The organism is Terrimesophilobacter mesophilus, from assembly GCF_014200375.1.
In the GTDB taxonomy this organism is placed as follows: Bacteria; Actinomycetota; Actinomycetes; order Actinomycetales; family Microbacteriaceae; genus Terrimesophilobacter; species Terrimesophilobacter mesophilus.
Genome location: NZ_JACHBP010000001.1, coordinates 1,762,251 through 1,781,080 on the forward strand (window position 1 = coordinate 1,762,251; position 18,830 = coordinate 1,781,080).

Genomic DNA, 18,830 nt, shown 5'->3' on the forward strand with positions numbered 1-18,830 from the left:
AGACCGGCGCACGAACGAGCGCCCTGGGGCCTGACGATCAGACGTTGAGCGCCTGGCCGACCGTCGCACCGCCGTCGACGATGAACTCGGTTCCGGTGGAGAACGTCGCATCGGCCACCAGGTACAGGATCAGCCTGGCCACCTCATCCGGTTCGCCGATTCGGGGTATCGGCTGGGACGCGTACATCTCGTTGCCCTCCAGTCCCGCCGTCATGGGCGTTCGGATTCCGCCGGGGTGTACAGACACCACGCGGATGTTGTCACGACCCAGGTCGAGGGCGGCGGCCTTCGTGAGTCCCCGCACGCCCCACTTGCTGGCGACATACGCGCTGAGGTTCGAGTAGCCCATCATCCCCGCCGTGGACGAGAGATTGACGATGACACCGCCCCCGGCGGCCTTCATCGTCTCCACGACGGAACGGATGCCGAGGAAGACGCCGGTGAGGTTGATGTCGATGACTCGATTCCACTCCGCAAGCTCCGTCGTCGCGACCGGGGTGAACGCGACGACGCCCGCATTGTTGACCAGGATGTCGATGTTCCCGATCGTGGCCACCACATCGGCGACGACCTCGCGCCAGTTGTCCTCGCTCGTGACATCGAGGTGGCGGTAGTGACCACCGATCGACGCCGCGACGGCGTTGCCATCCTTCTCGTCGACATCCGTCACGACGACCGTGGCACCCTCGCTCGCGAGAAGCGCCGCGTCCGCCGCACCCATGCCCATCGCGCCGCCGGTGATCAGAGCGACCTTTCCCTCCAGCTTTCCCATTGCCCTGCCCTTTTCTCTTCTGCCGGCCCCGGATGGGTCAGCTCGGCTTCTCTGCGTGCGGCCGCGCGTAGTACCACCACGCGAGGACCGTGCAGAACGCGCACCACACTGCGCAGACGATGAAGAACGCGGTGGGTGCCATGACGGACAGGGACATCCCGACGAGGAACGGCCCGAACGCCCCGATCGCCGCGGTCCATCCGATGGCACCGCCGGCCTGCCTCGGGGGGAAGATCATCGGCATCTGCTTGAAGGTTCCCGCGTTCGCGAACCCGGAGAAGAAGAAGATGAGCGTCATCCCGGTGAAGAAGCCGGAGAACTCGCTCGCCGAGGTCGGACTCAGGAAGAACAGGGTGACAATGGTTCCCCCCGTCATCCCGAGCCCGCCGATGAACGTGAATTTCGCACCGCCCCACCGATCGCACAGCGGTCCGACTGCCGCGCGAACAAGCGCGCCGAGCATCGGACCGATCCAGGCCCAGGTGAGCGGGTTCGGGGCATCCGGGAACGAGCCGTACACGTTGAGGATGATGAGGCCGGTCTGCGCGGCCAGACCGCTGAACGCGCCGAACGACATGAGGTAGATCGCGGTCATGATCCAGGTGTGCTTGAGGCGGAAGATGTCCAGCTGTTGCCGGAAGTTCGCCGTCACCGGCACGCGGCGCAGCACGACGACGGCCATCGCGACCGCGAGCAGGACCCAGGGGATGAGCACGAGACCGCCATTGTGCAGCCAGACGAGCTTGCCCTCCGAGTCGCTCTGCGGGGTGAGGAGCGCGGTGCCGAAGAGGCCGAAACCGACAACCCACGGGAGGAGGAGCTGCATGAGCCCGATCCCGAGGTTCCCGATCCCCGCCTGGATTCCGAGCGCCGTCCCGGCGAGCCGCTTCGGAAAGAAGTAGCTCGTGGAGGCCATGAGCCCGGAGAAGCTGCCACCGCCGACACCTGCGGCCAGCGACAGCGAGATGAGCACCCAGTACGGCGTCGTCGTGTCGCGTGCGGCGAGAGCCCATCCGAAGAGCGGAAGTACGAGGAGGGCGCCGCTGAAAGCCACGAGGATGCGGCTTCCCATAATGGGAGGCAGGAACATGAACACGAGCCGAAGGGAGCCGCCGGCGAGCCCGGGGACGGCCACGAGCCAGTAGAGCTGCTCCGTCGAGAGCATGTTCTCCGGGAGGCGGATGTCGTTCAACCGTGGCGCGATGGCGCTCACGAGATACCACGTGGCGAACGCCAGGATCATCGTGTACGTGGTCACCCAGAGGGTGCGCCACGCGAGCTTCTTATCCCAGGTCGATTCGTCTTCCGGGTTCCAGTTCGAGAGATCGGGTTTGAGCGCCGAGCCTGCGACGGTGGTCATCGGGGGCCTTTCATGGACGTAGTGATGGTGCTAACGATCGGAACTGAGCTTCTGCTTCTGCTTCGGCCTGGTCGAGTCGATCACGGGGCTCTTCTGCCAGCCGCGACGGATGGCACGGGCTCCGCGGTGGTCGTCGCGCGACCGGTAGACCACATACGGGCGGAACAGGTACATCACCGGCACGGACAGCACATGCACGAGCCGCGTGAACGGCCAGATCAGGAACAATCCCGTCGAGGTGAGCACGTGCAGTTTGAACGCGAGGGGAACGCCGACCATGAAGGTGGCATCCGGCTGGAACAGGATGAGGCTCCGGATCCACGGTGAGACCGTCTCGCGGTAGTTGTATCCGGTGGCCGGCGCCTGGAACTGGCCGATGACCTGGAACTGGACGACCGCGATCATGCCGAACACGAGTGAGCCGGCCAGGAACGCGTACATGATGACATCCATGGCGGTCGTGACCCGCAGGACCCTGCGAACAGCTCCGCGGCGCGCCATCAGGATGGCGAGCCCGGCCACGGTGATGGCTCCGACGATGACGCCGGCCCAGGTGGCCCCGAGGTGGTAGAGGTGCTCGGTGATGCCGAAGAACTCCAGCCACTGGTGCGGGATGAGCAGGCCGACGACGTGCCCGACGAAGACCCCGAGGATGCCGTAGTGGAACATCGGAGAGCCCCAGCGAAGCCATTTCGTCTCGTAGGTCTGGCTCGAGCGGGACGTCCAGCCGAACTTGTCGTACCGGTAACGCAGAATGTGTCCGACGATGAAGCTTGCGGCGGCGATGTAGGGGAACGCCACCCAGAGCAGAACGTCAAGGACGGTCAGGTCACTCATACCCGTACTCCTTCGCTGGACTCACCCGATGGGCTGAACGGCGCGAGCGCGCCGAGGAAGGTGGTGACCCCGACCATCTCGGTCGGCGGTCCCTCATTGACGAGGCGCAGGTAGCGCTCGCGGGTAGCGGCGTCGATCTCGGGGAACGAGCGGCAGACAGCGGCCACCACGTGGGAGTACGGGCTCCCGAACGACTCCAGCGCCGTGCGAAGCACCTCGATCCCCTCGCGGTAGGAGCTCAGGAGCTGGCCGGCGATGGGGGAGTCGCTGCGGGCGGAGAACTCGAGCACCATGGGCAGGTAGTCGGGTAGTTCGCCCTCCTCCACCTCCCAGCCGGCCGCACGATACGCCTCGATGAAACCGACGAGCGCCATCCCTCTCCGACGCGTGTCTCCCGTGGAGTAATAGGTGAGGTACGGGCAGCACTTCCGCTTCTGGTCGAAGATCGAGGTGAAGTGCGCCTCGAGCTCTCCCTGGCTCATGGCGGTGGCCTCGGAGAGGAACGCGTCGAAATCCGCCGCGATCTCCTGGGGAAGCACTGCGACGACGGATGCCACCTGGTCGAACTGCGCACGACGCTGCGGCTGGGGATAGTCGAGCAGGATGGAGGCCGCCATGTGCACGGTCCTCCGCTCGTCGTCGGTGAGCGCGGAGGTGTCGAGGCTCTTCGGCGCCTTCTTTCGTCGGCCTCCTGGCACCCTCCTGCGCTCGGTCACGGTCGTCATGCCGGGCTCCCGGACCCTGCAGGCGGGAACATCCCGTTCGTGATGCCCTTGCCGTTCCAGTTCAGGAGGTTGAGCCTGCCCGGTGTCGACGGCTCGCTCGGGTCGCTCACGTTCCGCAGCGCGTCGAAGCTGGCGACGGTCGAGTCGATCGGCGTGCCGGGGATGCGGTCCGTCGCACGAATGTCGCCCGTCGATCGCGCACCGCCCATGCCGGGGCCACCGTCCGTGTCGAGGGAGCACGCGAAGTCCTCGAGGTCGCGCGCAGACTCGACGTGGGCCTTCGGGATGACGTAGCGGTCCTCGTACTTGGCGATCGCGAGCAGGCGGTACATCTCCTCGATCTCCGCGCCGGACATCCCCACGGCCTGGGCGATGTTCTCGTTCGCCTCATTACCGAGGTTGATGTCGCGCATGTACGCGCGCATCGCGGCGAGCTTCTTGAGCGAGTACTCGATCGGAACGGTGTCGCCTGCGGTGAAGAGGCCCGCGAGGTACTCGACGGGGATGCGCAGCTTGTCGATCGCGGCGAACAGGTTGCGCACGTCCTCCCCGTCGTTGCCGCTGTTGGAGACGACATCCACGACGGGAGAGAGCGGCGGGATGTACCAGACCATCGGCATCGTGCGGTACTCGGGGTGCAGAGGAAGCGCCACCTTGTACTCGCTGATGAGCTTGTAGATCGGGCTGTTCTGGGCCGCCTCGATCCAGTCGTCGGCGATGCCGTCCTTCTTCGCCTGGGAGATGACGGCCGGGTCGAAGGGGTCGAGCATGACGGAGCGCTGTGCATCCAGCAGTTCGTGCTCGTCTTCGATCGCGGCGGCCTCGAGCACCCGGTCCGCGTCGTAGAGCATGAGGCCGAGGTAGCGCAGGCGCCCGACGCAGGTCTCGGAGCAGATCGTGGGCTTGCCCTGCTCGATGAGCGGGTAGCACAGCGTGCACTTCTCCGCCTTGTTCGTCTTGTGGTTGAAGTACACCTTCTTGTAGGGGCACGCGGAGACGCACATGCGCCAGCCGCGGCAGTCGTCCTGGTCGACGAGGACGATGCCGTCCTCTTCGCGCTTGTACATCGCACCCGAGGGGCATGCGGAGACGCAGGACGGGTTCAGGCAGTGCTCGCAGATGCGCGGCAGGTAGAACATGAAGGTGTTCTCGAACTCCATCTTCACGTGGTCGCTCATGTGGGCGAGGATCGGGTCATCCTGGGCGGTCTCCTGTGAGCCGCCGAGGTTGTCGTCCCAGTTGCCGGACCACTTGATGTCCATGTTCTCGCCGGTGAGCAGCGACTTCGGTCGCGCGACGGGGCCGTTCTTGGTCTGCGGCGCCGAGGTGAGCATGTCGTAGTCGTAGGTCCACGGCTCGTAATAGTCGTCGATCGTCGGCAGGTCGTTGTTGGAGAAGATGGTCGCGAGCTTCTTGAGGCGGCCGCCGGACTTGAGCTTCAGTCGGCCGTTCTTGTTGCGAACCCAGCCGCCGTTCCACTTCTCCTGGTCCTCGTACTGCCGCGGGTATCCGAGACCAGGCCTGGTCTCCACGTTGTTGAACCAGACGTATTCCATGCCGTCGCGGTTCGTCCACACCTGCTTGCAGGTGACGGAACAGGTGTGACATCCGATGCATTTGTCGAGGTTCATCACCATCGACATCTGGGCCATAACGCGCATCAGTACTCCACCTCCTGGCTGCGGCGACGGATCACGGTGACCTCATCACGCTGGTTCCCGGTCGGACCGAGATAGTTGAATGCGAACGAAAGCTGGGCGTAGCCGCCGATGAGGTGGCTGGGTTTCAACAGGATGCGGGTGAGCGAGTTGTTCGTTCCGCCTCGCTGTCCGGATGTCTCCGCGATCGGCACGTTGATCGTGCGATCCTTCGCGTGGTACATGTACACCGTTCCCTCCGGCATCCGGTGGGAGACGATGGCGCGGGCGACGACGACGCCGTTGCGGTTGTACGACTCGATCCACTCGTTGTCGCGGACCCCGATCTTGTTCGCGTCCTGCGGGGACATCCAGATGGTCGGACCGCCGCGCGAGAGCGTCAGCATCATGAGGTTGTCCTGGTATTCGGAGTGGATCGACCATTTCGAGTGCGGCGTGAGATAGCGCACGGTGACCTCGGCCCGGCCGGCCGAACCCGGCGCACCCGTGGCCTCCATCGAACCGACCGGCGAGTACCCGTCGAACAACCGGTGCATGTCGAGCGGCGGCCGGTACACGGGCAGTTGCTCTCCGAGTTCCGCCATCCAGTCGTGGTCGAGGTAGAAGTGCTGGCGACCGGTCAGCGTGTGCCAGGGCTTGAGGTTCTCGACGTTGACCACGAACGCGCTGTAGCGGCGCCCACCGTGCTCGCTCCCGGACCATTCGGGGGAGGTGAGGACGGGCACGGGCGCGTCGGAGACGTCCTTGAGGGTGAAGCGCCTGCCCTCGTTGTCGCTCGCCAACTGGGCGAGCTTCTGGCCGGTCTGCTTCTCCAGGACGCGGAAACCCTGCGTTCCCAGTCGCCCGTTCGTCGTGCCGGAGAACGCGAGGATCATCTCTGCTGCACGCTTGTCGGTGTCGAGCTTCGGGCGGCCCTTCGTCGGTCCGCTCCGCACCACACCGTTGCGGCGGGCGAGATCGGCGACCTCGACGTCCGGATTGAACTTCACGCCCTTGGTGATGAGTCCGAGCTTCTCGGAGAGCGGTCCGAGCGATGCCATCCGCGCGGCGAACGCCGGGTAGTCCCGCTCGACGACGGCGAGTTTCGGCATCGTGACCCCCGGGACCAGTTCCGGGTTGTCGACGACGATCCCGTGCGGGGTGGCCATCGCATCCGGAGTGTCGTGCAGGAGCGGGGACGCGACGAGGTCCTTGCGCACCCCGAGGTGCTCGACCGCGTACTCGGAGATCTTCTTCGCGAGCAGGTGGAAGATGTCGAAGTCGGTCTTCGCCTCCCACGGCGGGGCGATCGCCGGGTTGAAGGTGTGGATGAAGGGATGCATGTCCGTCGTCGAGAGGTCGTTCTTCTCGTACCAGGTGGCCGGCGGAAGCAGGACGTCACTGAAAGTCGTCGTCGAGGTGTTCCGGAAATCGCTCGTGACGAGCAGGTCGAGTTTGCCCTCCGGCGCCTCATCGACCCAGTCGATCGTCTTCGGCCTGCGGTCCGGACCGGATTCCTCGCCGCGGATGGCCGCATCCGTTCCGAGGAGGTGCTTGAGGAAGTACTCGTTCCCCTTGCCGGAGGATCCGATGATGTTCGCGCGCCAGACGTTGAGCACGCGGGGGAAGTTCTCCGGGGAGTCCGGGTCCTCGCACGCATAGCGGAGGTCGCCGCTCGTCAACTGGTCGACGACGTATTTCGCCGGTTCGACTCCGGCCTTCTCGGCCTGGTCGACGATGTCGAGCGGATTGCGGTTGAACGTCGGGTAGCTGGGCATCCAGCCCCGTTTGGCGGACTCGACGAGGGTGTCGGCCGTCGTGCGGCCCGCGAACAGCCCGTTGCCGAGCTCCGTGGACAGGCTGTCGGCCGGCAACCCGTCGTAACGCCACTGGTCCGTCGCGAGGTACCAGTACGCGGTGCTGATCATCTGGCGCGGCGGGCGCACCCAATCGAGACCGAAAGCGAACTGCGCCCATCCGGTGAGCGGACGCACCTTCTCCTGGCCGACGTAGTGGGCCCAGCCGCCCCCGTTCTTGCCCTGGCATCCGGTCATGGTCGTGAGGGCGAGGAACGAGCGGTAGATGAGGTCCGAGTGGAACCAGTGGTTCGTTCCCGCGCCCATGAGGATCATAGACCGGCCGTCGGAGTCCTCCGCGTTCTGGGCGAATTCACGCCCGATGCGCATCGCGGTCGCGGCGGAAACCGAGGTGATCTCCTCCTGCCACGCGGGCGTTCCCGGGGATGAGGCGTCGTCGTAACCGGTCGGCCATTCGCCGGGGAGCCCATCGCGACCGACGCCGTACTGCGCGAGCAGCAGGTCGAACACGGTCGTCACGGTGCGCCCGGCGACCTGCCGGACCGGAACCCCGCGGCGGATGGTGCCGGAGCCCCCTGCATGCTCCTGGCCGGGCTGCGGCTCGAGGTCGAACCGCGGCAGGTCGATCGAGACGGATTTCTTGTCATAGTCTGCTGCATCCGCGATCGACAGCAGAGGGTCGACGTCGCCGAGGTCGAGGTTCCAGAGGCCGGCGTCGGCCTCTGAGAAGCGGTGGCCGAGGGAACCGTTGGGAACGACGGGCGCGGCGTTCTGGTCGAGGAGTACGGGCTTGAACGCCGCGTTCGCGACCTTCCCGTCCTTGCCGGGAAGGGCATCCGCCATGAGGAACTTGCCCGGCACCCAGGCGTCGCCGCGCTTCACGAGCTCGATGAGGTACGCCGAGTCGCTGAACCTCTTCATGTAGTCGATGAACATCGGGGTCTTGCGCTCGAGGAGGAACTCCTTGAGGATGACGTGCCCCATCGCGATCGCGAGCGCGGCATCCGTACCGGGGTGGGTCGCGAGCCACTCGTCGGCGAACTTCGTATTGTCGGCGTAGTCGGGGGAGACGACGATGACCTTCTGGCCCTTGTAGCGCGCCTCCACCATGAAGTGGGCGTCGGGGGTGCGAGTGACGGGAACGTTCGAACCCCACATCATGAGGTACGACGAGTTCCACCAGTCGGCGGACTCCGGCACGTCGGTCTGGTCTCCGAAGACCTGGGGGGATGCGACCGGCAGGTCCGCGTACCAGTCGTAGAAGGAGAGCATCGTTCCGCCGAGCATCGTGACGAACCGCGAGCCGACCCCGTGCGAGACGATCGACATCGCAGGGATGGGCGAGAATCCGGCGATGCGGTCGGGGCCGTAGGTCTTGATCGTGTGCACGTGGGCCGCTGCCACGATCTCGGATGCCTCCTCCCAGCTCGCCCGGACGAGGCCGCCCTTTCCGCGGGCCTGTTTGTACGCGCGAGCGGTCTCCGGGTTTCCGGTCACCTCTGCCCAGGCCAGGACGGGGTCGCCGGTCTTCGCCTTCGCGGCGCGGAAGGCCTCGAGCAGCACGCCGCGCACATAGGGGTAGCGAACTCTGGTGGGCGAGTAGGTGTACCAGCTGAACGCTGCGCCGCGAGGGCAGCCGCGTGGTTCGTACTCGGGCGAGTCCGGTCCGACGAGCGGGTAGTCCGTCTGCTGCGTCTCCCAGGTGATGATCCCGTCCTTGACGTAGACCTTCCAGGAGCAGGAACCCGTGCAGTTCACCCCGTGGGTCGACCGCACCTCCTTGTCGTGGGACCACCGGTCGCGGTAGAAGGAGTCCGCCTCCCTCCCGCCCTTGAGGAACACCGAGCGGAGGTCCTCGGAGACCGCGCCAGGGCGGAGGAATCTGCCCAGATTGACGAGGGTGTCGGCGAGAAGGCCGTCCGTCCCTGCGCGTGTGGTGCTGGCATCCTTGCGAGTGCTCACGGCGGCTCCTGTAGTGCTCGGGGCGCCCCGCGGTCGCGATCGCGTCCTTTCGAACAGTCTTGTCGACACGCTCGAGGGCGGCAAGGACAAAGGCCGTGATAAATATCCGGGTCGAACCGGACTCAGGAGGCGTCCTCCGCGTCGGAGTCGTCCAGGTCGACCGTGCAGGTCTCCGGTCCGCAGAACGGGTGAAGCTCCGTCGCGCGCATCGGCCCGTCATCGATCGCCAGGGCGTCCTGTACGAGGACGAAATGCACCGCGCACACCTGCGGGTTGTCATGGGCGAGCCCGGCGAACGGACATCCGAACATCGTCATGTGGGTGCCGCTCGCGTTGATCTCGGCGTCGAATCCGCACTGCTCCATGTGGTCGTCGAGGGAGTCGAGCTGGCGGGTCCTCGCCTCATTCTCGCCCGTCACCTCCCGCACAGGGAGCAGGCGATGCAGGAGGGCTGTTCTATTCTCCGAGGACTCCTGCCTGCGCTTCCTGGCCGGGTCCTGCCGGTCACGGGCGGCACGGTAGCGCAACTGCGGCCGACCCCTCCCGATGCTCGGAATCGACTCGGAGTCGACGAAGCCCGCTTCGATCAGGCGGTGAAGATGCTCGCGCGCCGTGTTGTGGTGCAGGCCCGTCACGTCGGCGAGTTCTGTGACCGTCTTCGCGCCGTGTTGCTGCAACTCGTGCAGCAGGTTGATTCTGCTGAGCGAGGCCAGTGTCCGGTAATCCGGGAGACGGCGCGGAGCCATGTCCCTATTCAACGCCAACCCGCGCGGGAATGCCAGTGCCCTCCGCGGACGATTCCCGCGCGACCACGACATCCTTCTTTCCTGCGCCGAAGCGGACCAGCCGGACCGCGTTCAGGATGACGACGAGAACGCTCACCTCGTGCACGAGCATGCCCGTGGACATGAACACCTGCTGGGCGAGCACCCCCGCGAGCAGCAGCACGACGGTGCCGAGCGCGATGACCGTGTTCTGCTTCATGTTGCGCACGGTCGCCCTGGCCAGCGCGAGGGCGTGGACGAGCTGATCGAAGCGGTTCGCCATGAGGATGACGTCGGCGGTGTCGATCGACACGTCGGTTCCCGCGCCCATCGCGATGCCGACGTCGGCGGTGGCGATGGCCGGGGCATCGTTGATCCCGTCCCCGATCATGGCGACCCTGCGCCCTTCGGCCTTGAGCTCGCTGACCGCGGCGACCTTGTCCTGCGGGAGCAACTCGGCCCGGACCTCGTCGATGCCGAGTTCGTCCGCCACCCGCTGGGCCGTATGCGCATTGTCTCCTGTGAGCATGACGAACCGACTCACCCCTCGGCTCCGCAGGTCGGCGATCGCGGCGCCGGCCTCCGGCCGGATCCGGTCGGCGATGGAGGTGATGCCGGAGAGTGCCCCGTCGACGGCGATGAACACGGCGGTGTTACCGGCGCGCTCACGCTCCTCGGCGTAGGTCGCCGCGTCCTGCGGCAGCAGTACGCCCTCCGTCGCGAGTACCCGGCGCGAACCGATCGCGACCACGTGGCCGTCCACGAGTCCGCGGATACCGCCCCCCTTGATCACCTCGACGTCGTGCGGAGAGGCGGGAAGGGTCAGGCCGCGGACCTTCGCCTCGTCGACGATCGTGCGACCGAGTGGATGCTCGGAGGCGACCTCGAGGCCGGCCGTCAGCCGCAGCATACGGTCGTCGTCGTCGCCTGCGGCGGTCCAGATCTCGGTGACCTTCGGCATGCCCTGCGTGAGGGTACCCGTCTTGTCGAACACGAATGTGTCGGCCTTGGCGAGGCGCTCGAGTGCGTCGCCGCCCTTCATGAGCACCCCGTGCCTGGCACCGTTCCCGAGCCCGGCCACCATCGACACCGGGGTCGAGATGACGAGTGCGCCGGGGCAGGCGATGACGAGGAACGTGAGCGCGAACTCGACGTCGCGGGAGAGGACGAACACGAGAAAGGCGAGCACGACGATCGCCGGCGTGTAGATGCCCGCGAACCGGTCGAGAAACCGCTGGGCTTTCGTCTTCGTCTCCTGGGCCTCCTCGACGAGCTCGATGATGCGGGAGAACGTCGTCTCCTCTCCCACCCGGTCGGCGACGACCTCGAGGTAGCCGCTGTCCACGATCGTGCCGCTGAACACCGGTTCGCCGACGGTGCGGGAGACGGGCAGCGGCTCACCCGTGATGGTGGCCTGGTTCACATGTGCCTGGCCGAGGACGATCGTGCCATCGACGGCGATCGTGCCGCCGGAGTGCACGAGGACGCGGTCGCCCGGCACGACATCCTCGGCCGGGACGGTGACGGTCTCACCGTCGCGCAGTACCTGCGCCACCTGGGGGGAGAGATCGACGAGGTCCCGAAGCGACCGCCTCGTCTTCTCGAGAGTGCGAGCCTCCAGCCAGGCGCCGAAGACGAAGAGGAACGCGACGACCGCCGCCTCCACGTACTCGCCGATGATGAGGGCGCCGACGACCGCGATGGTCACGAGAAGGTCGATGCTGAAGGCCTTCGCGCGCAGGGCCTGGAACGCGCGCACAGCGGTGGGGGCCCCCGCTGCGACCGCGGCCACGACGAGCGCGAGGTCACGGACCGGCTCGAGAGAGCCCAGGTGCAGGCCGAGCGCCACGAGCAGCAGCCCGCCGGATGCTGCGGCGATCCAGAACTTCATGCGACCGGTCATCGGTCTCTCCTCACTCCATGCGCCGTGAACTCCGACGCGACCCCAGTCCACGGCACGCGACGCGAGGGCGCCTTGACCCCGATCAAGTTCCCGGGGCCGTGATTTCAGACGAGGCGAAGCGCCCGCGCTGTTTCAGACGAGGCGGAGCGCCCGCGCTGTTTCAGACGAGGCGAAGCGCCTCGATGTCGAGGATGTCGACGCGGCGGTTGCCGTTCAGGTGGACCCACTTGTTGTCCTCGAAGGCGGCGAGCCGGCGGCTCAGGGTCTCCGGCGTCAATCCGAGAAAGGAGGCGACATCCTTCTTGCTGATGGGGAGCATGAAGCTGTTCCGCTGGTAGTCGTCGGCGAGCCCGACGAGGTACGCTGCAACCCGGCCGGCGGCATCCTCGCCGGTCATCGCGCTCACCTGCTCCTCGGTGGTGCCGAGCCTGGCACTCAGTGTCTCCAGCATCGTGAACGCGACGGAGGGGTAGCGCAACAGGTAGCTGCGCATGTCCTCGTGGCCGAGGGAGCAGATCTCCGACTCGTCGAGCGTGACAGCGAAGTGATCGGACGCGCTCGGCGAGATGACGGCCCTCTCACCGAGGAAGTCGCCCGCTCCGAGGACCCGGATGACCTGCTCGTGCCCGGACTCCGTGATCCGGTACACCTTGACCGTTCCGGTGTGGATGATCCGCAGGTACGGATTGACGTCGCCCGCCCCGTAGAGCTGCTCATTGCGCGGGACGACCCTGGGCCTGACCCTGCTCGCGATCTCACTGATCTGCGCGTGGGTCAGGCCGGCGAAGAGCGGCACCTTCGCGACGAGTGCCTCGAGCTCTGCGTGTGCACCATCGCCGCCGCTCTCGTGCCCGTGGTGGTGATCCATGCCTCTAGTGAATCAGTTGACCTTCTGGCCGAGGACCGGATAGCCCAGTTTCGTGATCGAGTCGGCGATCTCGTCGGCCGTCACAACCGTCTCGTCGAAGGACACCTTGACCTTGTTCGAGTTGAACATGACCTGGGCCGATTCCACGCCGGGCTTCCTGCCCACGACGGCCTCGATCTTGTTGATGCACGACGGGCACGTGAACGGCTCCGTCTCGAACTTCGCGGTGCGGATGCCGGTGTTCATGATCTGACCTCCCTGTACCGAGCCCCTGCGGCCCGGTATCCCCATTGAGCCACCTGGGCGGCCGGTGCGCCTTGACGCAGGTCAACTCCGCCCGCGGCACTTGTCACGGCGCCCTCCATGGCCGGTCGAGAAGGTGAGGGCTACGCTGGAAGACATGATCCACCCGCCGTCCGACGACCAACTCTTTCCAGCACCAGACAAGGGCTACGCCACGAGCGGGGTCCACACGAGCTATCGGACGGAACTGGTCAAGAAACCCCACGACGTGGTGGACGAGGACTGGGCGGGCGGAGTACCGCCCCAGTACGGAGTCGCCCCGCGCATCCGTGTCGGTCGTGACAAGTGGTTCAACCTGCTCTGGCTCATCCCCATCGGACTCGTGCTGCTCGTGGCCGGCATCGCCGTCGCGAAGGGGCTGAGGGATCTCCCCGGCGTCCAGGAGTTCATCGCCCAGTACCCGGGAGAGTCGGAGCTCCCCGCCGGTGCTCCGGTCGGCTTCCCCGCCTGGCTCGGTTGGCAGCACTTCCTCAACGCCTTCTTCATGATCTTCATCATTCGCTCTGGAGTGACGATCCTCGCCGACCACCCGCGCCTCTACCTCACCCGGCACTCGACGCCGGGCAAGGACTGGTTCCGGATGCAGAAGCCGGTTCCCGCAGACCCGCTCTATACCGCGAAGATGGATTCGCTCACCCTGCCGGATGGCGTCGGACTGCCAGGACGCCGGCACTCGATCGGCCTCGCCCGCTGGTGGCACCTCGGCATCGACACGCTGTGGCTTCTGAACGGGCTCGTGTTCTTCGTCCTCATCTTCGTCACCGGCCAGTGGATGCGGCTGGTCCCGATGAGCTGGGACGTCATCCCGCACTCGATCTCGGTCGCCATCCAGTACCTTTCGCTCGACTGGCCGCTCGACAACGGCTGGGTGAACTACAACAGCCTCCAGCTCATCGCGTACTTCCTGACCGTGTTCGTCGCGGCGCCGCTCGCCCTCATCACCGGGCTCGGGATGTCTCCCGCCCTGTCGACCCGGTTCCGCTGGATCAGTTCGATCTTCAGCATTCAGGTCGCCCGCTCGCTGCACTTCGCGGTGCTGTGCTGGTTCGTGATGTTCATCATCGTGCACGTCTCGCTCGTGTTCGCGACCGGGGCGCTTGCCAACCTCAACCACATGTACGGGGGGCGGGACGACGAGTCCTGGGTCGGCTTCTGGGTCTTCGCGGCATCCCTCGTCGTCATGATCGTGGCCTGGGTGGCTGCGACCCCGCTCACCTACCGGTTCCCGCGGAAGGTGCAGAAGGTCGGTTACGCCCTCATCGGCCCCGCCCAGAAGCTCTTCGAGCACATCGACGCGAAGCCCGGCCAGTACACCGAGAAGGACATCTCCCCGTACTTCTGGCACAACGGCAAGTACCCGGAGACCGAGGAGTACCAGAAGCTGCGCGACGGCGACTTCGCCGACTACAAGCTGCGCATCAACGGGCTCGTGGAGAACCCCGTGGAACTGGACCTGGCCCAGTTGCGCGCTCTCGCCCATCACGAGCAGATCACCCAGCACTTCTGCATCCAGGGCTGGTCGGGTGTCGCGAAGTGGGGCGGCGTCTCGATGTCGACGATCCTCGACCTCGTGAAACCGAAGCCGGAGGCGAAGTGGGTGATCTTCTACTCGTTCGCCCTCGGGCCGGATGGCGGCATCTACTACGACGCCCAGTCGATCGAGCAGATGCGGTACCCGCTCACGATGCTTGCCTACGAGATGAACGACGAGGACCTCTCGTTCGGACACGGCGCGCCCCTTCGGCTGCGCAATGAGGTCCAGCTCGGTTTCAAGATGGTGAAGTGGATCAAGGGTGTCGAGTTCGTCGAACACTTCGATGAGATCGGTGGTGGTCACGGTGGATACAACAACGATCACGAGTTCTTCGGATACCGACAGTCGATCTGACGCCGCGCCGCTCGTCGACGTGCGGGGCCGCCCGCTCCACGACATCCGGTTCTCCGTCACGGACCGCTGCAATTTCCGCTGCGTGTACTGCATGCCCAAGGAGATCTTCGGGCGGGACTACGCGTTCATGCCGCGCGAGGAGCTGCTGACGTTCGAGGAGATCACTCGGCTCGCCGCCATCGGAATCGGCCACGGTGTCGAGAAGATCCGGCTCACCGGTGGCGAGCCGCTGCTGCGCAAGGGGCTCCCGGAGCTCGTCGCCATGCTGAGCGAGCTGCGCACACCGTCGGGGGCTGCTCCGGACATCGCCCTCACCACGAACGGCTCCGCGCTCGCCCACCTGGCCCCCGCGCTCAAGGATGCCGGGCTGCGCCGGGTGACGGTCTCGCTCGATTCCCTCGACGACGCCACGTTCCAGTCGATGAACGACGTGCGGTTCCCCGTGGCGAAGGTCCTGCACGGCCTGGACGTCGCCCACGAGGTGGGCCTCGGACCCATCAAGGTCAACATGGTCGTCAAGAAGGGCCTGAACGACCAGGACATCGTCGCGATGGCGCGCCACTTCAAGGGCACCCCGTTCATCCTGAGGTTCATCGAGTTCATGGACGTCGGAACGACGAACGGCTGGCAGCTTCGCGAGGTCGTGCCCTCCGCCGAGGTCATCGCCCGCATCCACGCTGAACTGCCGCTCGAGGAGGTCGAGCCGAACTACCGCGGCGAGACCTCACGGCGTTGGCGGTACCGGGATGGCGAGGGCGAGATCGGCGTGATCTCGAGCGTCACGCAATCGTTCTGCCACTCCTGCTCCCGGGCGCGCATCTCCGTCGACGGCCGGCTCTACACCTGCCTCTTCGCCGACACGGGGCACGATCTGAGGGCGCTCCTGCGGGGCGGGGCATCGGATGACGACCTGTCTGCTGCCATGGCGGCGATCTGGCGGGCGCGGACCGACCGGTACTCGGAATTGCGTGGTCTCAACACCCCCCGGCACTCCAGGGGAGCGAAGCGAATCGAGATGTCCTACATTGGCGGCTGAGACGGGTACCGGCGTGATCGTTGCGGTCAGATACTTCGCTGCGGCGGCGGATGCTGCGCAGTGCGAGGAGGAACAGCTCGTGCTCGACGACGGCGCGACGCTCGGCTCGCTCAAGGTACTTCTCGTCGAACGGTACGGCGACCTCATGCGCCGCGTCGTGGAATCGGGCTCCTTTCTTCTGAACGGCGTCGTGTGCAAGGACGACGCGCTTCCGGTGGGCGACCGAGTGGATGTGCTCCCGCCCTTCGCCGGCGGCTGACGCCGGTGCCCAGGGATCGCGGCGCCCCCTACGCCCAGGCGGTCGCCGACAACGCAGCGCAGGACCAGCTGCGGCTGAACGTTCCGGGCCACAGCGCCGATGCCGGGTCAGCGCCGGAACTCATCGAGTTCTTCGGCGAGGACACGGTCCGCAAGGACATCAGTCCACTCCTGGGCGGTGTCGACCTCGGGCCGGACAACCCGCTCTCCCGCGCCACAGCACTGGCCGCCGAGGCGTGGGGTGCCCGCCGCACCTGGTTCCTCACGAACGGTGCGTCGCAGGCGAACCGGATGGGCGCACTCGTCTTCGGTGCGCTGGGCGGGCCCCTCCAGCAGGTCGTCGTGCAGCGCAGCGCTCACTCGAGCTTCATCGACGGCATCATCCTCGCCGGACTCACGCCGGCCTTCGCGCAGCCGCTCATCGATGACCGCTACGGCATCGCCCATGGGCTCTCGCCCCGCGAACTCGCCCGGGTGCTGGCCGCGACGAACGACCCGAAGGGCGTCTACGTCGTGACGCCGAGCTACTTCGGCGCCGTCGCGGACGTGGCCGCGCTCGCCGAGGTCGCGCACGCCGCCGGTGTGCCGATCATGGTCGATGAGGCGTGGGGAGCCCACTTCGGATTCCACGAAGATCTTCCGGCGAATGCGCTCTCCCGGGGCGCCGACCTCGTCGTCTCGAGCACCCACAAGCTGGGAGGGAGCCTGACCCAGTCCGCGATGCTGCACCTGGGCGACGGCCCGTTCGGCGACGCCCTCGAACCTCTCGTGCAGCGCGCGCTCATGATCACGATGTCCACGAGTCCGAGCTCTCTGCTGCTCTCCTCACTCGACATCGCTCGCCAATCCCTGCAGACCGGGTGGGATCGGATCGGCGCGTCGATCGCGGCGGCGGAACGCATCCGAACGCGCGTCCGCGACGCCGGCGTCTTCGGGATCGTGAGCGACACCTGGGACTTCGAAGAGATCGTCGCCACGGACCCGCTCAGGGTCTCGATCGACGTGCGCCGGGCCGGATTCAACGGTCACGCCGTGCGCGAGGAACTCATGCGCACCGAGGGGATCTACACGGAGATCTCCACGGACTCCTGCATCGTGGCGTTCCTCGGGCCAGGATACGAGCCGGACGTGGATCGCTTCGTCGACGCACTGCACCGGCTGGAGCCGGTGGGGAGACTCGCGTACGCCGACACTCACGCACTCCCGTTGCCGCACTTCGGCCGCCCGAGCATGCGACCGCGGGACGCCTGGTTCTCTCCCGCCGTCACGATCGGGGCGCGCGAAGCGGTCGGCCGCGTCTCGGCGGACACGCTGGCCGCCTACCCGCCCGGAATACCGAACCTGCTGCCGGGGGAGATCATCACGGCCGAAGTGGTGGACTTCCTGCGGACCGTGGCGGCGAGTCCCGGCGGGCATGTGCGTGGCGCGATCGACCCCGCCGTCGACCGCCTGAGGGTCGTCGAGAACTGACCCGGGCGGCATCCTCGCGATTCAGGAGAACGCGGCGATTCCGGTCTGCGCCCGCCCCAGGATGAGCGCATGCACATCGTGGGTGCCCTCGTAGGTGTTGACGACCTCGAGGTTCACGAGGTGCCGTGCGATGCCGAACTCGTCGCTGATCCCGTTGCCGCCGAGCATGTCGCGGGCCTGGCGCGCGATGTCGAGCGATTTGCCCGCGCTGTTGCGTTTCATGATCGAGGTGATCTCGGGGGTCGCCGTACCGTCGTCCTTCATGCGCCCGAGGCGGAGGCATCCCTGCAGCGCGAGGGCGATCTCGGTCTGCATGTCGGCAAGCTTCTTCTGGATGAGCTGGTTCGCGGCGAGCGGACGGCCGAACTGCTTGCGGTCCAGCACGTACTGCCTCGCGGTGTGCCAGCAGTCCTCCGCCGCGCCGAGCGCACCCCAGGAGATGCCGTACCGGGCCGAGTTGAGGCACGTGAACGGCCCCTTCAGGCCCCGGATGTCCGCGAAGGCGTTCTCCTCCGGGCAGAACACGTCATCCAGGACGATCTCGCCCGTGATCGACGTGCGCAGGCCCACCTTGCCGTGGATGGCGGGGGCGGTCAGCCCCTCCCAGCCCTTCTCGAGCACGAACCCGCGGATATCGCCGGCGTCATCCTTCGCCCACACGACGAACACATCGGCGATGGGGCTGTTCGTGATCCAGGTCTTCGCGCCGGAGATGCGGTACCCGCCGTCCACGCTCCGTGCTCGTGTGACCATGCCGCCCGGGTCGGAACCGTGGTCCGGCTCGGTGAGTCCGAAACAGCCGATGAGCTCGCCGCTGGCCAGCTTCGGGAGGTATTTCTGTCGCAGCCCGTCCGTGCCGAACTCGAGGATGGGCACCATGACGAGGGAGGACTGCACGCTCATCATCGAGCGGTAGCCGGAGTCCACCCGTTCGACCTCACGGGCGATCAGCCCATAACTGACGTAGTTGAGGCCGCTGCCGCCGAACTCCTCTGGGATCGTCGCGCCGAGCAGCCCCAGCTCTCCCATCTCGCGGAAGACCGCGGGATCGGTGTGCTCGTTGCGGAACGCATCCAGCACCCTGGGGGCGAGCCTGTCCTGCGCGTATCTCGCCGCGGCGTCGCGGATCATCCGCTCGTCGTCGGTGAGTTGCTCGTCGAGGCGGAGCGGGTCTTTCCAGTCGAAGGCGGGTGCCATGCGCTCATTCTTCCCTATCGGTGGCCCCCGCCG

17 protein-coding genes and 1 tRNA gene are annotated in these 18,830 nt (G+C 66.5%); 7 read left to right on the forward strand and 11 right to left on the reverse strand.

Annotation, left to right across the window (positions count from 1 at the left end; translation table 11 throughout):
* Window positions 1-37: 37 nt before the first annotated feature.
* The 6 genes from BKA04_RS08770 to BKA04_RS12300 are packed head-to-tail and all read right to left on the reverse strand — an operon-like array spanning window position 38 to window position 6,950.
* Complete coding sequence (locus BKA04_RS08770) at window positions 38-772, reverse strand: SDR family oxidoreductase (protein ID WP_104096071.1); 735 nt, start codon at window positions 770-772, stop codon at window positions 38-40.
* 37 nt (window positions 773-809) lie between these two features.
* Entirely contained in the window at window positions 810-2,132 is a 1,323-nt protein-coding gene (locus BKA04_RS08775; RefSeq protein WP_104096072.1) for an MFS transporter, read from the reverse strand.
* A gap of 30 nt (window positions 2,133-2,162) precedes the next feature.
* On the reverse strand, window positions 2,163-2,969 hold the full coding sequence (narI, locus tag BKA04_RS08780; RefSeq protein WP_104096073.1) for a respiratory nitrate reductase subunit gamma: 807 nt from the start codon (window positions 2,967-2,969) through the stop codon (window positions 2,163-2,165).
* A complete protein-coding gene (gene narJ, locus BKA04_RS08785; RefSeq protein ID WP_104096074.1) occupies window positions 2,966-3,694 on the reverse strand; it encodes a nitrate reductase molybdenum cofactor assembly chaperone in 729 nt (242 codons plus the stop codon). The genes narI and narJ overlap by 4 nt, the downstream gene beginning before the upstream one ends.
* The gene (gene narH, locus BKA04_RS08790; protein ID WP_104096075.1) at window positions 3,691-5,355 is read right to left on the reverse strand and encodes a nitrate reductase subunit beta; all 1,665 of its coding nucleotides are present in this window, start codon (window positions 5,353-5,355) and stop codon (window positions 3,691-3,693) included. Before narH ends, narJ begins: the two co-directional genes overlap by 4 nt.
* Window positions 5,355-6,950 carry a molybdopterin dinucleotide binding domain-containing protein gene (locus BKA04_RS12300; protein ID WP_167309709.1) on the reverse strand — a complete coding sequence of 532 codons (1,596 nt, stop codon included), beginning with the start codon at window positions 6,948-6,950 and terminating at the stop codon, window positions 5,355-5,357. Before BKA04_RS12300 ends, narH begins: the two co-directional genes overlap by 1 nt.
* Window positions 6,951-6,953: 3 nt before the next feature.
* Between BKA04_RS12300 and BKA04_RS08800 the strand changes: the two genes are divergently transcribed.
* The 3 genes from BKA04_RS08800 to BKA04_RS12175 all read left to right on the forward strand — a co-directional run bounded on the left by BKA04_RS08800 (window position 6,954) and on the right by BKA04_RS12175 (window position 8,409).
* Window positions 6,954-7,057 (forward strand) — tRNA-OTHER (locus tag BKA04_RS08800).
* Window positions 7,058-7,727: 670 nt separating this feature from the next.
* Window positions 7,728-7,874, forward strand: coding sequence for a hypothetical protein (locus tag BKA04_RS08805; RefSeq protein WP_167309710.1), 147 nt, complete (start codon window positions 7,728-7,730; stop codon window positions 7,872-7,874).
* A gap of 400 nt (window positions 7,875-8,274) precedes the next feature.
* Window positions 8,275-8,409 carry a hypothetical protein gene (locus tag BKA04_RS12175; RefSeq protein ID WP_269902568.1) on the forward strand — a complete coding sequence of 45 codons (135 nt, stop codon included), beginning with the start codon at window positions 8,275-8,277 and terminating at the stop codon, window positions 8,407-8,409.
* A gap of 823 nt (window positions 8,410-9,232) precedes the next feature.
* Here BKA04_RS12175 and BKA04_RS08810 read toward each other — a convergent pair.
* The 4 genes from BKA04_RS08810 to BKA04_RS08825 all read right to left on the reverse strand — a co-directional run bounded on the left by BKA04_RS08810 (window position 9,233) and on the right by BKA04_RS08825 (window position 12,891).
* Window positions 9,233-9,856: a helix-turn-helix transcriptional regulator gene (locus BKA04_RS08810; RefSeq protein WP_167309711.1), complete on the reverse strand. Its 624-nt coding sequence runs from the start codon at window positions 9,854-9,856 to the stop codon at window positions 9,233-9,235.
* Between the two features lie 4 nt (window positions 9,857-9,860).
* Window positions 9,861-11,777 (reverse strand): heavy metal translocating P-type ATPase, encoded by a 1,917-nt coding sequence (locus tag BKA04_RS08815; RefSeq protein WP_104096078.1) that lies wholly within the window; start codon window positions 11,775-11,777, stop codon window positions 9,861-9,863.
* A 160-nt stretch (window positions 11,778-11,937) separates the two neighbouring features.
* Entirely contained in the window at window positions 11,938-12,645 is a 708-nt protein-coding gene (locus tag BKA04_RS08820; protein ID WP_104096079.1) for a Crp/Fnr family transcriptional regulator, read from the reverse strand.
* Between the two features lie 12 nt (window positions 12,646-12,657).
* The gene (locus BKA04_RS08825; RefSeq protein ID WP_167309712.1) at window positions 12,658-12,891 is read right to left on the reverse strand and encodes a heavy-metal-associated domain-containing protein; all 234 of its coding nucleotides are present in this window, start codon (window positions 12,889-12,891) and stop codon (window positions 12,658-12,660) included.
* A gap of 154 nt (window positions 12,892-13,045) precedes the next feature.
* Between BKA04_RS08825 and BKA04_RS08830 the strand changes: the two genes are divergently transcribed.
* The 4 genes from BKA04_RS08830 to BKA04_RS08845 are packed head-to-tail and all read left to right on the forward strand — an operon-like array spanning window position 13,046 to window position 17,600.
* Entirely contained in the window at window positions 13,046-14,836 is a 1,791-nt protein-coding gene (locus BKA04_RS08830) for a molybdopterin-dependent oxidoreductase (RefSeq protein ID WP_104096080.1), read from the forward strand.
* On the forward strand, window positions 14,787-15,872 hold the full coding sequence (gene moaA, locus BKA04_RS08835; protein WP_269902554.1) for a GTP 3',8-cyclase MoaA: 1,086 nt from the start codon (window positions 14,787-14,789) through the stop codon (window positions 15,870-15,872). The genes BKA04_RS08830 and moaA overlap by 50 nt, the downstream gene beginning before the upstream one ends.
* Before the next feature lie 13 nt (window positions 15,873-15,885).
* Window positions 15,886-16,131: a MoaD/ThiS family protein gene (locus tag BKA04_RS08840; RefSeq protein ID WP_104096717.1), complete on the forward strand. Its 246-nt coding sequence runs from the start codon at window positions 15,886-15,888 to the stop codon at window positions 16,129-16,131.
* Between the two features lie 5 nt (window positions 16,132-16,136).
* The gene (locus BKA04_RS08845) at window positions 16,137-17,600 is read left to right on the forward strand and encodes an aminotransferase class I/II-fold pyridoxal phosphate-dependent enzyme (RefSeq protein WP_232842017.1); all 1,464 of its coding nucleotides are present in this window, start codon (window positions 16,137-16,139) and stop codon (window positions 17,598-17,600) included.
* A gap of 21 nt (window positions 17,601-17,621) precedes the next feature.
* Here the strand turns inward: BKA04_RS08845 and BKA04_RS08850 are convergent, their stop codons facing one another.
* Window positions 17,622-18,797, reverse strand: a complete 1,176-nt coding sequence (locus BKA04_RS08850) for an acyl-CoA dehydrogenase (RefSeq protein WP_104096082.1) — start codon at window positions 18,795-18,797, stop codon at window positions 17,622-17,624.
* Between the last annotated feature and the right edge of the window lie 33 nt (window positions 18,798-18,830).

Coding starts and splice junctions, on each gene's coding strand:
- narH (WP_104096075.1), bottom strand. CDS start 5,355: ATGCGCGTTATGGCCCAGATGTCGATGGTGATGAACCTCGACAAATGC.
- BKA04_RS08815 (WP_104096078.1), bottom strand. CDS start 11,777: ATGACCGGTCGCATGAAGTTCTGGATCGCCGCAGCATCCGGCGGGCTG.
- BKA04_RS08810 (WP_167309711.1), bottom strand. CDS start 9,856: ATGGCTCCGCGCCGTCTCCCGGATTACCGGACACTGGCCTCGCTCAGC.
- BKA04_RS08830 (WP_104096080.1), top strand. CDS start 13,046: ATGATCCACCCGCCGTCCGACGACCAACTCTTTCCAGCACCAGACAAG.
- BKA04_RS08820 (WP_104096079.1), bottom strand. CDS start 12,645: ATGGATCACCACCACGGGCACGAGAGCGGCGGCGATGGTGCACACGCA.
- BKA04_RS08825 (WP_167309712.1), bottom strand. CDS start 12,891: ATGAACACCGGCATCCGCACCGCGAAGTTCGAGACGGAGCCGTTCACG.
- narJ (WP_104096074.1), bottom strand. CDS start 3,694: ATGACGACCGTGACCGAGCGCAGGAGGGTGCCAGGAGGCCGACGAAAG.
- BKA04_RS08775 (WP_104096072.1), bottom strand. CDS start 2,132: ATGACCACCGTCGCAGGCTCGGCGCTCAAACCCGATCTCTCGAACTGG.
- BKA04_RS08805 (WP_167309710.1), top strand. CDS start 7,728: ATGCTCCTGGCCGGGCTGCGGCTCGAGGTCGAACCGCGGCAGGTCGAT.
- narI (WP_104096073.1), bottom strand. CDS start 2,969: ATGAGTGACCTGACCGTCCTTGACGTTCTGCTCTGGGTGGCGTTCCCC.
- BKA04_RS08770 (WP_104096071.1), bottom strand. CDS start 772: ATGGGAAAGCTGGAGGGAAAGGTCGCTCTGATCACCGGCGGCGCGATG.
- BKA04_RS08850 (WP_104096082.1), bottom strand. CDS start 18,797: ATGGCACCCGCCTTCGACTGGAAAGACCCGCTCCGCCTCGACGAGCAA.